At 63.1% G+C, this 13,904-nt stretch carries 14 protein-coding genes and 1 tRNA gene; 12 read left to right on the forward strand and 3 right to left on the reverse strand.

What is annotated here, in order from left to right:
- Positions 1 to 128 precede the first annotated feature (128 nt).
- Complete coding sequence (locus NKI10_RS08500; RefSeq protein WP_352859507.1) at positions 129 to 2,108, forward strand: putative bifunctional diguanylate cyclase/phosphodiesterase; 1,980 nt, start codon at positions 129 to 131, stop codon at positions 2,106 to 2,108.
- A 110-nt stretch (positions 2,109 to 2,218) separates the two neighbouring features.
- On the opposite strand, the gene NKI10_RS08505 is transcribed toward NKI10_RS08500, so the two are convergent.
- Positions 2,219 to 2,308, reverse strand: a tRNA-Ser gene (locus NKI10_RS08505).
- Between the two features lie 369 nt (positions 2,309 to 2,677).
- Here NKI10_RS08505 and NKI10_RS08510 point away from each other — a divergent pair.
- The 4 genes from NKI10_RS08510 to NKI10_RS08525 all read left to right on the forward strand — a co-directional run bounded on the left by NKI10_RS08510 (position 2,678) and on the right by NKI10_RS08525 (position 5,029).
- Positions 2,678 to 3,385: a 50S ribosomal protein L21 gene (locus NKI10_RS08510; protein ID WP_352859509.1), complete on the forward strand. Its 708-nt coding sequence runs from the start codon at positions 2,678 to 2,680 to the stop codon at positions 3,383 to 3,385.
- Positions 3,386 to 3,484: 99 nt separating this feature from the next.
- Complete coding sequence (gene rpmA, locus NKI10_RS08515) at positions 3,485 to 3,754, forward strand: 50S ribosomal protein L27 (protein ID WP_015315190.1); 270 nt, start codon at positions 3,485 to 3,487, stop codon at positions 3,752 to 3,754.
- 132 nt (positions 3,755 to 3,886) lie between these two features.
- Entirely contained in the window at positions 3,887 to 4,474 is a 588-nt protein-coding gene (locus NKI10_RS08520) for a GNAT family N-acetyltransferase (protein ID WP_023824284.1), read from the forward strand.
- 21 nt (positions 4,475 to 4,495) lie between these two features.
- On the forward strand, positions 4,496 to 5,029 hold the full coding sequence (locus NKI10_RS08525) for a GNAT family N-acetyltransferase (RefSeq protein ID WP_352859512.1): 534 nt from the start codon (positions 4,496 to 4,498) through the stop codon (positions 5,027 to 5,029).
- 11 nt (positions 5,030 to 5,040) lie between these two features.
- Here NKI10_RS08525 and NKI10_RS08530 read toward each other — a convergent pair whose 3' ends face one another.
- On the reverse strand, positions 5,041 to 5,904 hold the full coding sequence (locus tag NKI10_RS08530; RefSeq protein WP_352859514.1) for an endonuclease/exonuclease/phosphatase family protein: 864 nt from the start codon (positions 5,902 to 5,904) through the stop codon (positions 5,041 to 5,043).
- A gap of 167 nt (positions 5,905 to 6,071) precedes the next feature.
- Between NKI10_RS08530 and obgE the strand changes: the two genes are divergently transcribed.
- The 5 genes from obgE (at position 6,072) to NKI10_RS08555 (ending at position 11,764) form a co-directional block, all read left to right on the forward strand.
- Positions 6,072 to 7,103 carry a GTPase ObgE gene (gene obgE / locus NKI10_RS08535; RefSeq protein ID WP_023668691.1) on the forward strand — a complete coding sequence of 344 codons (1,032 nt, stop codon included), beginning with the start codon at positions 6,072 to 6,074 and terminating at the stop codon, positions 7,101 to 7,103.
- A 2-nt stretch (positions 7,104 to 7,105) separates the two neighbouring features.
- Positions 7,106 to 8,284 carry a glutamate 5-kinase gene (gene proB / locus NKI10_RS08540; protein WP_352859516.1) on the forward strand — a complete coding sequence of 393 codons (1,179 nt, stop codon included), beginning with the start codon at positions 7,106 to 7,108 and terminating at the stop codon, positions 8,282 to 8,284.
- A gap of 3 nt (positions 8,285 to 8,287) precedes the next feature.
- Positions 8,288 to 9,574 (forward strand): glutamate-5-semialdehyde dehydrogenase, encoded by a 1,287-nt coding sequence (locus tag NKI10_RS08545; protein ID WP_352824863.1) that lies wholly within the window; start codon positions 8,288 to 8,290, stop codon positions 9,572 to 9,574.
- A 203-nt stretch (positions 9,575 to 9,777) separates the two neighbouring features.
- Positions 9,778 to 10,410 (forward strand): nicotinate-nucleotide adenylyltransferase, encoded by a 633-nt coding sequence (locus NKI10_RS08550; protein WP_023742221.1) that lies wholly within the window; start codon positions 9,778 to 9,780, stop codon positions 10,408 to 10,410.
- Between the two features lie 85 nt (positions 10,411 to 10,495).
- Positions 10,496 to 11,764, forward strand: coding sequence for an MFS transporter (locus tag NKI10_RS08555; protein ID WP_502897536.1), 1,269 nt, complete (start codon positions 10,496 to 10,498; stop codon positions 11,762 to 11,764).
- Between the two features lie 15 nt (positions 11,765 to 11,779).
- On the opposite strand, the gene NKI10_RS08560 is transcribed toward NKI10_RS08555, so the two are convergent.
- A complete protein-coding gene (locus NKI10_RS08560) occupies positions 11,780 to 12,634 on the reverse strand; it encodes a mechanosensitive ion channel family protein (RefSeq protein ID WP_352859522.1) in 855 nt (284 codons plus the stop codon).
- A 241-nt stretch (positions 12,635 to 12,875) separates the two neighbouring features.
- Here NKI10_RS08560 and rsfS point away from each other — a divergent pair, with 241 nt between their 5' ends.
- Positions 12,876 to 13,253 carry a ribosome silencing factor gene (rsfS, locus tag NKI10_RS08565; protein ID WP_023668698.1) on the forward strand — a complete coding sequence of 126 codons (378 nt, stop codon included), beginning with the start codon at positions 12,876 to 12,878 and terminating at the stop codon, positions 13,251 to 13,253.
- Between the two features lie 62 nt (positions 13,254 to 13,315).
- Positions 13,316 to 13,798, forward strand: a complete 483-nt coding sequence (rlmH, locus tag NKI10_RS08570; protein ID WP_023684125.1) for a 23S rRNA (pseudouridine(1915)-N(3))-methyltransferase RlmH — start codon at positions 13,316 to 13,318, stop codon at positions 13,796 to 13,798.
- Positions 13,799 to 13,904 lie beyond the last annotated feature (106 nt).

The following is a 13,904-nucleotide window of genomic DNA, read 5'->3' on the forward strand; positions in this document are numbered from 1 at the left end:
CCGAACCGCCCGTTTACCCTCGGTTAGCGACATCTGACTTTTCTTGCGGACAGGGACGTCTTCATTCCCCGACCGCAGGCGACGTCGGCTGTTGCATTCGCTACTGCAGATCGCGGAGGAGCGTTGCGATGCAACTGAGCGAGGACGTTGCCCAGAAGGTGGCGGCAGCGATTGGACGTCCGCGGTGGCATTCCGCCGATCCGGAACTCCTGACACTGTTCCTGCAGAAGGATGCCGATGAGAATCGCAGCCTTGTGCGATGGGGTATTGCGGCTGCTGTATTCAGCTATGTGGCCTATGGCCTTTTCGATTGGTTTCTCTTTCCGGATGTCGCCGGCCGGCTTGTTTTGACGCGCGTTACGCTAGGGATCACTTCCCTGGCGCTTGTCGAATTTGTCGCCCGACGGGGCTTTGCCCTTGCCACCTTGCACCTTGTAGCAGCGCTGGCGATTGTCTCCGGTGCCCTTGGGTGGCTCGTCTCCGCTGTTGGAACAGAGCATCAGGATGCCCTCTCCCATTTCATGGTTTTTGGCACAGTGTTCATCCTGGGTGCGAATCTGTTCTTCAACTTCCGTTTTTGGCTTTCAGCCCTGGCCTCCGCGACGGTCGCCGCAAGCTTTGTGTACGCCGCGATGTTCTCCCTTCAGGCCGACATCGCCGGCCGCATCGTGCTGTCGGCCTATTTCGTGAACTGTCTCGTCTTGTCGCTTTATCTTTCCTGGCGGCTGAGCCTGGAGCGGTACCAGACTTTCCTGCACGCGCTTCGGGCGCAGTTCCAGGAGCAGGCTGCTATCAAGAAGGGGCAGAAGCTAACCGAAATCGCCGACACCGATCCGCTCACGGGAATGAAGAACCGCAGGGCGATCATTCGAGAATTCTCGGAGCTGCGCGAAGACTGGGCCGCAGACGACGACGAGATAGGGCTCATTCTGATCGACGTCGACTACTTCAAAAGGTTCAATGACGGACTTGGTCATCAGGCCGGCGACGATTGCCTGATCAAACTCGCCCATGTCCTTTCCGAGATGGCGGCTGCCAACAAGGCCATCGCGGCCCGCTATGGCGGAGAAGAATTCGTCATTCTCTGCAAGGTCACCGGGCGGGCTCACCTTCATGAGATAACGAATAAATTCTGTCGCGCTGTAGAGGATTTGGATATCTATCACCCTGATCGGGGCGACAAGCTCAACATCGTCACGATCAGTGCCGGAGCGTCGTTGACGCGCGCCGATCAGAGCATAGAGCTTAGAATCCTGCTGCAGGAAGCTGACCGCGCACTCTACGCTTCCAAGTTTGCCGGTCGGGCTACGTTCACGATTTACGACCCGCACGCCACCAGCCAGGATCGCTCCGGCGAAAATCTTTCAGAACTGCTGAAGGTGGCAGTTTCCAACCAGCTCGTTTCCGTCGCTTACCAGCCAATTCGCGAGCTGGCGTCGGGGCGCGTGCTGGGGCACGAGAGTCTGATGCGGCTATGTGACTTCGACGGCACCATGATCAGTCCGTCCGTATTCATACCCCTTGCCGAGCAGACCGGAGCGATAGTGGAACTGGGTACGTGGCTGATCGATCGAGCGTGCGGCGACATGGCGGAATACGGTTTGGGCTCGGTCGTGACGGTGAACGTCTCCGTTCTTCAGCTCAAAGCTCCCAACTTTTCACTCCGGATCACCGAGATCCTTGGCAGGCACGGCCTTGCGCCCCAAAAACTGGCCATCGAAATCACCGAAGGCAGTGACATCTTTCTGGAGGCGCAAGCGGTCAGAAACGTGGAGCGGCTGCGAAAATTGGGCGTTCAGATCTGGCTGGACGATTTCGGAACGGGATTTGCCGGCCTTACATGGCTGCGCCGGTTCAAATTCGACGTGGTAAAGATCGATCGCAGCTTCCTCCACGATTGCCAGACCTCTCGCGGCTTGAGCCTGTTGCGGGACATGGTCGGGCTGCTTCGCAATCTTGGCCATGTCGTGCTCGCCGAGGGCGTCGAATCCGAAGAGCAGTACATATTGCTGCAGCGCCTGGGGGTAAATTTGATGCAGGGCTTCCTGACCGGGCATCCAGTCCCGATCGAAGAGGTAAACCAAATGAGGCAAGGCCTTGTTGCCTAGCGGCAGCCCTCCTACGCTGAAGCTTCGGAGGGCATCCTGCTTCGTTCCGGTCCCCCCTGCGCTACTTCGTAGCTTCGGGCGACACTCCTACGCCCAGATGCGGTTCCGGGTGGCGGAGAGGGAGGGATTCGAACCCCCGATGGGCTTGCACCCATGCCGCATTTCGAGTGCGGTGCATTCGACCACTCTGCCACCTCTCCGCGGTCATGGTCGGCCGTTGCCGGCGCGGCGCACTAGATAACGGCTGGGCGGGCAGGTTACAAGGCCAAATTCACTGGGAAATTCAGCTTCCTGTGCGGGCTCTGTCTGGAGGGCTGCGTTGCGGCCACGTCGGCAGATGGGGCCAACCGGTCCTCGACCGGAGGGATCGGGCGCGGCAAGGAGGCCGCATGGCCAAGGAATCCGGCCGTTTGCCTTGACTCGTACCGAACCTTCGGTTAGGGGAAGCGCGCAATCGGCGTGGAGGGTTCTTCCACGCCGCTTGTTTTTCGAACCCGCAGACTGACAAAAAGACGGCCGAACCGCGCGACGCGGCTCATCGAGGCCGACCGAACAGCGAAAGGCAAAAAATGTTCGCAGTCATTAAAACGGGCGGTAAGCAGTATCGCGTTGCCGCCAACGATCTCCTGAAGATCGAGAAGCTCGAAGCCAATGTCGGCGATATCGTCGAAATCGGCAGCGTCCTCGCCCATGGCGAAGGCGAAAATGTCACCTTCGGCGCCCCGTTCGTCGATGGCGCTCTGGTCACGGCGGAAGTCGTCGAGCAGGGCAAGAACCGCACCGTCATCGCTTTCAAGAAGCGCCGCCGGCAGAATTCGCGCCGCAAGATCGGCCACCGCCAGCTTCTGACCACCGTGCGGATCGCCGAGATCCTGCTGGGTGGCGCCAAGCCTTCCAAGAAGGCCGCAGCCAAGGTGGAAGCCAAGGAAGTCAAGGCTGACGTAGCGCCCGAGGCGAAGGCCGAGGCCGCGCCGAAGGAAGCCAAGGCGAAGAAGGAAGCCAAAGCCGAGGCTGCTCCGAAGGATGAAGCCAAGACGGAGACCGCCGTCGCCGCGCCGCTGTTCAAGGCGCCGAAGGGCGAGCCGGACGATTTGGCCGTGATCAAGGGCATCGGCCCGGTTGCCGCCGGCCAGCTGCACGAGCAGGGCATCACCACCTTCGCCCAGCTTGCCAAGCTGTCGGACAAGGACGTGGCCAAGATCGACGCGCACATGCCCTTCAGCTCCGACCAGATCAACGACTGGCGCGAGCAGGCCAAGGAACTGGCGAAGAAGTAAAACGAACCGGCGACAAGGTCGCCGGATCGGACTTGAAACGGAACGCGAACGCGTTCATAAGACCATTCAAGCGCCCCAGGGCGCATCGGAGTTAGTTAGATGGCACACAAGAAAGCTGGCGGCTCGTCGCGCAACGGTCGCGACTCGCATTCCAAGCGTCTGGGCGTGAAGAAGTTCGGCGGCGAAGCCGTCATCCCGGGCAACATCATCATCCGTCAACGCGGCACCACCTGGCATCCCGGCGTCAATGTCGGCATGGGCACGGACCACACCCTTTTTGCGCTCGAGACCGGCGCAGTCACCTTCAACAAAAAAGCCAACGGCCGAACCTACGTATCGGTCAACCCGATTACCAAAGCCGCGGAGTAGCCGGTTCCGCACTATAAAACCGGCGCCCATCTCGGGAACCGGTGTCTGGCCAAACCAGTGAATGGAGCCAGGAAAAGGATCAGGGGAGATGGGTTTTCCATCTCCCCTTTTTTCTTGCCTGGAGGACGTCGAATGGTTGCCGAAGCGGAAGACACCGAAGACGAAAGTTACGCGATAGATTGCCCGGTGCTGGCCACGGAGCGGCTGGTGATGCGCGCTCCCTGCGAAGCCGATATCGGGCAACTGGTCGAGCTTGCCGACAACCGTCATGTCGCCGAGATGCTGGCCCGCATGCCGCACCCCTATGGCGAGGCCGAGGCACGCGCCTTCCTGGCCATGACCCGGTCGCGCCGGGCCGGCATCGCCTACGCCCTGACGCTCGCCGGCACCGACATTTTCGTCGGCTGCGCCGGCCTCAACATGACCGATCGCGGGCTGGAACTCGGCTACTGGATCGGCGAGCCCTATTGGAAGCGCGGCTATGCGACGGAGGCCGCGCACGCGTTGGTCGACCTCGCCTTCCAACGGACGTCGATCCAGGTGCTGCAGGCTTCGACGCGGGTGATCAATCCGGCCTCGCGCCGGGTCATCCACAAATGCGGCTTCCAGTATGCCGGCCAGGGCATGCTGAACTCGATCGTCGCCGGCCAGGTGCCGGTCGAGCGGTACCGGCTGGACAGAAAGACCTGGATCAGCCTGCGCAACTGGGTCCACTTCTGATGGTTTGTTCCGAGCAAGCCGATGGCCGATTATAGCAACGATATCGATGCAGTCACGATTGCGCCGATGACGCCGCGCGATGTCGAGAGTTTTCACCAGGCGCTCGACATCGTTGCGCGTGAGCGGAAGTACCTGTCTTTCCTGGAAGCGCCGCCGTTCGATCAAACCCGAACATTCATAGTGGACCGCATCGGGAGAGGCGACCCAGGGTTCGTGGCGGTTGTTCGTGGCGAGGTTGTCGGTTGGTGCGATATCTCACGGCATGACCGGCAGATACATGCTCATCGCGGCACCCTTGGAATGGGAATTGTGCCGGACTATCGAGGACGTGGTCTGGGACTGCGGCTTATCAATGCCGCCTTGACGGAAGCACGCAACATCGGCTTCGTCCGCATCGAGCTTTCCGTGCATTCCGACAATGCCCGCGCCATCTCCCTCTACGACAAGGTCGGGTTTGTCACCGAGGGTGTGCAGCGTGACGCGGTCAAGATCGACGGCCGATACGTCGATGCGATCATGATGGCGATCGTCGACCGCAAAAACGCCGGCAGATGAACAATCGCCGGTCAGCCCATCTCGACCCAAATCGGGAGATGGTCCGAACCGACCGCTTGCGGGTCGACCCACAGGCGCTTCAGCGATCCGGCGAGCGAGGCCGACGTAAAGATGTAGTCGATGCGCTTGTGGCGGCTTGTGTCTTCGGGTCGCGTGGGATCGACCCAGGTGACGACGTCCGGCGTGTTGAGGCGCTGGGCGACGTCGACGGCGAGATCGGCGGTCAAGGGCATGCCGAATTCATGATCCGGGCGGCCGACGAGTTCGACATATTCGGCCGAGCCGGGCAGCATGTTGAAGTCGCCCATGACGATGAAGGCTTCGGGATAGGGCAGGTCCGGCAGGCCGATCTCGGGAATGCCGGAGAGACCGCCGCCCTCGAAGGCATAGTTCAACAGGCGCTGGCGCAGGAACCGGATCTGGCTGGCGCGCTCAACCGGACTGCGATGGTCAAGATGCGTGGAATAGAAGCGGATGAAGCCGAGCGGGGTCTCGACCAGCGCCTCGAGTGCGCCGCGCTGGAAGTTCATCGCCTCAAGGCTGCGGCTGCGCGGCAAAAGCAGATTGCGCGACAGATGGATCGGCGTCTTCGACAGCACCATGTTGCCGAGCTGGAAAGTGGTGGTGATGGCGCGGCCGGCCTCCAGGCGCGAGCCGACATTGACCTCGAAATTGCTGCCGTAGGCGGCAAAATATTCGGGCAGCGCCTCGCCGATCTCGGCGACCATGTCGCGGTTGCCGTTCCTCGGATTGTTGCGGGTCACTTCCTGCAGCGCGATCACGTCGGCGCCGCGAACCGCCTCGGTGATGCGGCCGAGATCGTAGCGGCCATCCAGACCGATACCGTGCTGGATGTTGTAGCTTACAACCTTCATTCCCGCGCCCCTCAAGCTCCGTCCGCGAACACTGCTACCGCGTCCCCGACAAAAGGGCATCCGGCGCTTTAGTCGCAAAACGGCCTCGCCCTTGGCCGCGCCTTGGTTTAGAGCAAGGCGCAAGATCTAAAGCAAAGCCGCAAGGCCAACAGAAACTGCGTAGTCCAATGAAATTTCTCGATCAAGCCAAGGTTTATATCCGCTCGGGCGACGGTGGCGCCGGCTCTGTGTCGTTCCGGCGCGAAAAATTCATCGAATTCGGCGGCCCGGATGGCGGCGACGGCGGCCGCGGCGGCGATGTCTGGCTGGAAGCGGTCAACGGCCTCAACACGCTGATCGACTATCGCTATCAGCAGCATTTCAAGGCCAAGACCGGCGTCCACGGCATGGGCCGCAACATGACCGGCGCCAAGGGCGCCGATGTGACGCTCAAGGTGCCGGCCGGAACCCAGGTGTTTGCCGAGGACAACGAGACGCTGATCTGCGACCTGACCGTGGTCGGCCAGCGCTTCCTGCTGGCCAAGGGCGGCAATGGCGGTTTCGGCAACCAGCATTTCAAAACCTCGACCAACCAGGCGCCTCGCCGCGCCAATCCGGGCCAGCCCGGCGAAGAGATGAATGTCTGGCTGCGGCTGAAGCTGATTGCCGACGCCGGCCTGGTCGGGCTGCCCAATGCCGGCAAGTCGACTTTTCTGGCAACCGTCACCGCGGCCAAGCCGAAGATCGCAGACTACCCCTTCACCACGCTGCATCCCGGCCTCGGCGTTGCCCGCATCGATGCGCGCGAATTCGTCATCGCCGACATTCCGGGCCTCATCGAGGGCGCGCATGAGGGTGTCGGCATCGGCGACCGCTTCCTCGGCCATGTCGAGCGCACGCGTGTGCTTTTGCATCTGGTTTCGGCGCAGGAGGAAAACCCGGGCAAGGCCTACAAGACCGTGCGCGCCGAGCTCGACGCCTATGGCAATGGGCTGATCGAGAAGGTCGAAATCGTCGCGCTCAGCCAGGTCGATATCCTAGACGCCGATGAGCGCAAGAAGAAGGTTGCGTCGCTGAAACGCGCTGCCGGCCGCGCGCCGATGCTGCTGTCGGCGGCCACCGGCGAGGGCGTCGAAGCGGTGCTGCGCGCGCTGATGGCGGTTGTCGGCGAAGCGCGCGACAGGGCTGCCGCTCCCGTCGAGACCCGCTGGGACCGATAGCGATGACGGCGCAGTCGCTGACAAAATACCGGCGCATCACGGTCAAGATCGGTTCGGCCTTGCTGGTCGACCGCGCCAGCGGCCTGAAGCGCGACTGGCTGGCTTCGCTTGCCGAGGATATTGCGGTGCTGGCCAATGGCGGCGCCGAGATCCTGGTCGTGTCGTCCGGCGCCATTGCGCTCGGCCGGACCATTCTCGGTCTCGGCAAACGGGCATTGAAGCTGGAAGAAAGCCAGGCGGCTGCGGCCGTCGGCCAGATCGCGCTGGCCGGCGCGTGGTCGGATGCGCTGGGCAAGGGCTCGCTGAAATCGGGCCAGATCCTGCTGACGCTCGGCGATACCGAGGAGCGCCGTCGCTATCTGAATGCCCGCGCGACGATCTCGACGCTGCTCAAGATGAAGGCGGTGCCGGTCATCAATGAGAACGACACGGTGGCGACCTCCGAAATCCGCTATGGCGACAATGACCGGCTGGCGGCACGCGTGGCGACCATGATGGGCGCCGACCTGCTGGTGCTGCTCTCCGACATTGACGGGCTCTATACGGCGCCGCCGGCGCGCGATCCCGCTGCGAAATTCATTCCGGTGGTCGACCGCATCACGCCCGATATCGAAGCGATGGCGGGGGCGGCCGCTTCCGAACTGTCGCGCGGCGGCATGCGCACCAAGCTCGACGCCGGCAAGATCGCCACCGCCGCCGGCACGGCCATGATCATCACCTCGGGCACCAGGCTGTCGCCGCTAATGGCGATCGAACGTGGCGAGCGCGCCACCTTCTTCAAACCAAGCCCCAACCCGGTGAAAGGCTACAAAACCTGGATCGCAGGCCAGCTCGAACCGGCGGGCCGGCTTACGGTCGATGCCGGCGCCATCGGCGCGCTGTTGTCGGGCAAATCGCTGCTGCCGGCAGGCGTCAGGCTGGTCAGCGGCAATTTCTCGCGCGGCGACACGGTGGCGATCCTGTCGCCCGAGGGACGCGAGATCGCGCGCGGGCTGGTTGCCTACGATGCCGCCGATGCCGTAAGGATCGCAGGCCTGAAGACAGCGGAGATCGAAACCGTGCTCGGCTACGAGGCGCGCTCGGCGATGATCCACAGGGACGATCTGGTGGTGAGCGATCCGGGTGGCCAGATACGGCCTGCCGGCCAGCTATGGGCCGGGGGCGACGTAAGCGGAGGATGAGCCATGCTGAAACTGCATGAACAATCCGGGGATGACACCGTCGCGCTGATGGCTGATATCGGCCGCCGCGCCCGCGCGGCCGCCCGACCGTTGGCCATTGCGACCGCCGCCGCCAAGAATGCCGCGCTTCTCGCCATGGCCGACGCGATCATCGCGCGCCAGCAGGAGATTCTCGACGCCAACGCCATCGATGTCTCTAACGGACACGAATCCGGGCTGTCCGGCTCGTTCATGGACCGGCTGAAGCTCGATCCGGCGCGCACCCGTGCCATGGCGGATGGCATCCGTGAAATCGCCGAGCTCAGGGACCCGGTCGGCGATGTGATCGCGGCCTGGGATCGCCCCAACGGCCTGCAGATCGAGCGCGTGCGCACGCCGCTCGGCGTTGTCGGCGTCATCTATGAAAGCCGGCCGAATGTGACGGCGGATGCCGGCGCACTCTGCCTCAAGGCCGGCAATCCGGTGATCCTGCGCGGCGGCTCGGACTCGCTCAATTCATCCGCCGCCATCCATGCCTGCCTGGTCGAGGGGTTGAAGGCCGCCGGCCTGCCCGAAGACGCCATCCAGCTGGTGCCGACCACTGACCGCGCCGCCGTCGGCGAGATGCTGAAAGGGCTTTCCGGCAATCTCGACGTCATCATTCCGCGGGGCGGCAAGAGCCTGGTCGGGCGCGTCCAGAGCGAGGCGCGGGTGCCGGTCTTTGCCCATCTTGAAGGCATCTGCCATCTCTACATCGACCGCTCGGCCGATCTTGACATGGCGGTCAGGATCGCCGTCAACGCCAAGATGCGGCGCACCGGTGTCTGTGGCGCTGCAGAGACTTTGCTGGTCGACCGCGCGGTGGCCTCCACGCATCTGGTGCCGATCCTCGACGCGCTACGCGCAGCCGGCTGCGAGATCCATGCCGATCAGGAAGTGATGAAGCTGTTCTTCGACGCCAAGCCGGCGACCGATGCCGACTGGGTGACCGAATATCTCGACGCCATCATCGCGGTAAAGCTGGTAGACGGGATTGCCGGTGCCATCGACCATATCGAGACGTTCTCCTCACATCACACCGAGGCGATCATCGCCGAGGATGCAGAGGCTGTGCAGCGCTTCTTCAACGAGATCGACTCGGCGATTCTCCTGCACAATGCCTCCACCCAGTTCGCCGATGGCGGCGAGTTCGGCATGGGCGCCGAGATCGGCATCGCCACCGGCAAGATGCATGCGCGCGGACCGGTTGGCGTCGAACAGCTGACCTCGTTCAAATACCGCGTGCGCGGGTCGGGACAGGTGAGGCCTTGAATCATTCGCGTCAGGGCTTGAGGCATTGAGCCCAGACACCCCCCTCTGTCCTGCCGGACATCTCCCCCGCAAGGGGGGAGATCAGCTTTTTCTTCCGCTTTCGCCAATCACTAACGTTGCAAGAAAAGTGCCTTTGCCGAAGCTGCTGATCTCCCCCCTTGCGGGGGAGATGCCCGGTAGGGCAGAGGGGGGTGCCTAGCACCATGCTGTCGTCCCTTCAGCCCGCCATCCCCTCGCACTACCTCCGCATGCCGCATGCCGAGAAAGGCCTCGCCGTCGGCCTGTTCGGCGGATCGTTCAACCCGCCGCATGCCGGCCATGCGCTGGTGGCGGAAATTGCCTTGCGGCGCCTCGCGCTCGACCAATTGTGGTGGATAGTGACGCCAGGCAATCCGCTGAAGAGCACGAGGGAATTGGCGCCGCTGAGCGACCGGCTGCTGCAGTCGGAGCAGATTGCCAAGAACCCGAAGATCAAGGTCACCGCCTTCGAGGCGGCGCATCATATCCGCTTCACCGCCGACGCGCTGGCGTTGGTCAAGGCACGCAATCCCGGCGTCGATTTCGTCTGGATCATGGGCGCCGACTCGCTTCGCGATTTCCACCGCTGGCAGCGCTGGCGCCAGATCGTCATGACCTTCCCGATCGCCGTCATCGACCGCCCGGGCGCGACGCTGTCCTTCCTGTCCTCGGTCGTGGCCAAAACCTTCGACTATGCCCGCGTCGACGAGGGTGACGCGCCCCGGCTCGCCCGCATGAAGGCGCCGGCCTGGACTTTTATTCACGGCCCGCGTTCGTCGCTGTCATCGAGTGCTATTCGCAAGCAAGCCAAGGGGTAACTCGTAAGGCCAGATCGCCGATGTCGCTTTTACGGCGGCCTTTCGCGATCCGCTGGGCGATGCTGCGCTGGATATGGCCAATTCAGTGAACCAGACCGACATCGACCACAATCATGGCGCCCCGCCGGCGCCCGTGATCGCCATTGCCAGCGTGATCATGTCGATGGCGCTGATCGCGGTCGGCAACGGGTTGATGTTCGCCTATATCCCGGTCCGGCTTGGCGTCGAGCGCTTCGATCCGACCTGGGCCGGGCTGATCATCACCGGCCTGTCGGCCGGCGGGCTTGCCGGCTGTATCCTGACCGGGCCGCTGGTGCGCCGCGTCGGGCACGCCCGCGCCTTCATGGTGCTGTCGGCGCTGATAGCGCTGTCGAATGCTGCCATTGGCGCCGGCACCTACCCGCTGCTGTGGATCGCGGCACGCGCGCTTTACGGTTTTGCAATATGCGGCCTGTTCATCGTCGCCCAGAGCTGGCTCAACGATGCCGTCGCAAACGCCATTCGCGGCCGGGTGATGGCGGTGTTTTACGTCGCCTATGTCGCCGGACTTGGCGTCGGCTATGCCCTGCTGGCGGCGGTCGACATCGCGACGGCGCAGGCGCCGCTGATCGGCATTGCCTTCACCGCAGTGTCGATCCTGCCGGTCGGCATGACGCGGTTGGCTCAACCGCCGCCACCTCGCGCAGCCTCCGTGGCGCTTGGCCGCGCCTGGCGGATCTCGCCGGTCGGCGTGGCCGGCATGCTGGCCGTCGGCGGTCTGTCGATGGCGATCGCCGGGTTCGCACCGATCCATGCCACGGCCAAAGGCTATAGCCAGGCCGATGTGGCGCTGCTTTTGTCGGCGATGCCCGTCGGCACGCTGATCCTGCAGATACCGCTCGGCTGGATTTCCGACCGTACCGATCGCCGTTACGTGCTGGCCGGCGCTGCGGCACTGGCCATCGTCGCCGGTATTCTGGCCATCGGCTTCGACGGCGGCGCGCTGATGGTGCTCGTGGTGATCTACATCGTCTGGGACGGCGCCTCGGAATCGATCTATTCGCTGGCCAGCGCGCATGCCGCCGACCGCGCCGGCAAGGACGACATGGTGGCGCTGTCGAGTTCGTTGCTGTTTGCCTGGTCGCTGTCGGGGTTCATCGTGCCGGGTATCGTGACGGCCCTGTCGGCTGTCTATGGCACGCAGGCCTTCATTTATGTGGCCATCGTCATCGCCACTGTCTTCTGCCTGTTCGTGCTGTGGCGAGTGGCCACCACGCGCGCCGTCCCCGCTACGGAGACCAGCAGTTTCGCGCCGATGTCGGCGCAGGCGCCGCTGCCGGTGGAGCTCGCCTACGCCCCGGAAGATAAGCGCTGAACGGTTTCACAGCTCCTACTGCCTGGTAGCGGCAGTTTCCTGTCGAGCCTCCGGCGGAGGTGCGGGAACCGAAATGGCTTCGGCGTCGAACGCCTGCTTGACGCGTTTGGTGAGATCGATCTGGGTGGCGAAGAAATCCGCCGCCGTGGTCCAGTAGCGCAAGGTGATGGCGACGCTGGCATCGCCCACCGTGGCGACGAAGGCGATCGGCGCCGGCTCTCGCTTGACGCGGCGCTCGCCGCCGGCAACGCCCAGCATGGTTTTCTGCGCCAGGTCGATGTCGTTCCAGGAGCCGATGCTCAGCGTGATGTCTCCGCGGCGCACACCGTTGCGAGTAAAATTGCGCACCGGCTGGTTCCACAGCGTCGAATTGGGCGCCAGCACATAGACGCCGTCTGTCGTGCGGAGCTTGGTGGCGAACAGGCCGATTTCCTTGACGGTGCCGGAAATGGCGCCGACCTCGACATATTCGCCGATGCGGAATGGCCTGAGCGCCAGAAGCATGATGCCTGCGGCGATGTTCTGCAGCGTGCCTTGCAGCGCCAGGCCGATTGCCAGCCCGATGGCGCCGACGGCGGCGATGATCGAGGCCGTCTGAACGCCGAACTGGCCGAGCACCATGATGACCACCAGGATCAGGATGGCGTAGCGCACGATCTTCGAGAAGAAATGGCGCAGCGTCGCGTCGAAACCATGGATATGGCCGAGGCCGGCTGAGATCGATCGTTCTGCGAGCCCGGCGACGAGATAGCCGACGACCAGCAGGATGATGGCGCCGATGGCGGAGAAGGAATAGGAAACGATCAGTGTGCTGAGTTGCGCAAGGCCAGCCTGCACGGTGAGCAGCGTGTTCTGGGGGTCGATTGGCATCAGGAAAATCCGTTTGGGGGGTGTGTCGATAACCCCTGCCGCGGCCATGGGTTCCGATTTTTCTCAAGGCTCCGGAACCGGAAGTCGTGCACTGCGTTCGCGGTGGCAGGGCCTCCCGTCTTGAAACTGCAAGGGAACTCTGCCTATCTATAGGGTGTCACCTGATTTCGTGGGTGATTTGGTTGTTCTTGCTGCGAAAGGAAATACACTGAGAACAGCATTGCGGAAGAAGGCTGACGTCATGCCTTCGCCGGCCAGGATCAGCGTAGATGACGCCGTGTCCCGTGCCATCAAGACAGTCCTTGCCAGTCTGGAAGACTCCAAGGCCGAAAATATTGTCTCAATCGACATTCAGCGGAAATCGAGCCTCGGCGACTATATGGTCATCGCGTCGGGCCGGTCGCACCGTCATGTCTCGGCTGTCGCCGACCACCTGCTCAAGGCGCTCAAGGATGCCGGTCTCGGCACGGCGCGCGTCGAGGGGCTGTCCGGCGCCGACTGGGTCCTGATCGATTCAGGCGACATCATCGTCCATGTCTTCCGCCCAGAAGTCCGCGAATTCTACAATCTTGAAAAGATGTGGCAGGCGCCGGACCTTGAGGAAGAGACCTTGCACTGAGCTCCGTCTCATGTCGTAACCATCCGGGGTGCGACATGGATTGAAAGCTCGCCGAGGCAGGGATGAAGATAGCAGTTCATGCCGTGGGCCGGATGAAGGCCGGCCCCGAGAGAGAACTCGCCGACCGCTATTTCGAGCGTTTCGCCAAGAGCGGCCCGGCGATCGGGTTCGAATTCTCTGGTGTCGCCGAGATCGCCGAGGGACGAGCCCAGAACGCCAATGAGCGCCGCCGCGAGGAAGGCCAGAAGCTGCAGGCACAGCTGCAGCCGGGCACGGCGCTGTTCCTGCTCGACGAACGCGGCAAAAACCTGTCCTCAGACGATTTCGCCAGCCGTATCGGCCAGCTGCGCGATGGCGGACGCAAGGCGTTGGTCATCGCCATTGGCGGCGCCGACGGGCACGACCAGTCGATTCGCGATCAGGCTGAGCTGATAGTCTCGTTCGGCGCGGCGACCTGGCCGCACCAACTGGTGCGCGTCATGCTGGGCGAGCAGCTCTATCGGGCGGCAACGATTCTTTCGGGACATCCCTACCACCGTTCGTAAATCAGTGGGTCGAGGATCAATCGTCCGGATTTCCGCCCCAATGCGCGGCTGTTTTGTGCTAGGCTTCGGTTCGATCATGGTTGATGGTTCGTTAACGAAGCCACGC

The organism is Mesorhizobium sp. M0802 (assembly GCF_040320115.1).
Classification (GTDB): domain Bacteria; phylum Pseudomonadota; class Alphaproteobacteria; order Rhizobiales; family Rhizobiaceae; genus Mesorhizobium.

Excerpts from the sequence above, each read along its gene's own strand:
- NKI10_RS08500 (WP_352859507.1), top strand. The coding sequence starts at position 129 with ATGCAACTGAGCGAGGACGTTGCCCAGAAGGTGGCGGCAGCGATTGGA.
- NKI10_RS08510 (WP_352859509.1), top strand. The coding sequence starts at position 2,678 with ATGTTCGCAGTCATTAAAACGGGCGGTAAGCAGTATCGCGTTGCCGCC.
- rpmA (WP_015315190.1), top strand. The coding sequence starts at position 3,485 with ATGGCACACAAGAAAGCTGGCGGCTCGTCGCGCAACGGTCGCGACTCG.
- NKI10_RS08520 (WP_023824284.1), top strand. The coding sequence starts at position 3,887 with ATGGTTGCCGAAGCGGAAGACACCGAAGACGAAAGTTACGCGATAGAT.
- NKI10_RS08525 (WP_352859512.1), top strand. The coding sequence starts at position 4,496 with ATGGCCGATTATAGCAACGATATCGATGCAGTCACGATTGCGCCGATG.
- NKI10_RS08530 (WP_352859514.1), bottom strand. The coding sequence starts at position 5,904 with ATGAAGGTTGTAAGCTACAACATCCAGCACGGTATCGGTCTGGATGGC.
- obgE (WP_023668691.1), top strand. The coding sequence starts at position 6,072 with ATGAAATTTCTCGATCAAGCCAAGGTTTATATCCGCTCGGGCGACGGT.
- proB (WP_352859516.1), top strand. The coding sequence starts at position 7,106 with ATGACGGCGCAGTCGCTGACAAAATACCGGCGCATCACGGTCAAGATC.
- NKI10_RS08545 (WP_352824863.1), top strand. The coding sequence starts at position 8,288 with ATGCTGAAACTGCATGAACAATCCGGGGATGACACCGTCGCGCTGATG.
- NKI10_RS08550 (WP_023742221.1), top strand. The coding sequence starts at position 9,778 with ATGCTGTCGTCCCTTCAGCCCGCCATCCCCTCGCACTACCTCCGCATG.
- NKI10_RS08560 (WP_352859522.1), bottom strand. The coding sequence starts at position 12,634 with ATGCCAATCGACCCCCAGAACACGCTGCTCACCGTGCAGGCTGGCCTT.
- rsfS (WP_023668698.1), top strand. The coding sequence starts at position 12,876 with ATGCCTTCGCCGGCCAGGATCAGCGTAGATGACGCCGTGTCCCGTGCC.
- rlmH (WP_023684125.1), top strand. The coding sequence starts at position 13,316 with ATGAAGATAGCAGTTCATGCCGTGGGCCGGATGAAGGCCGGCCCCGAG.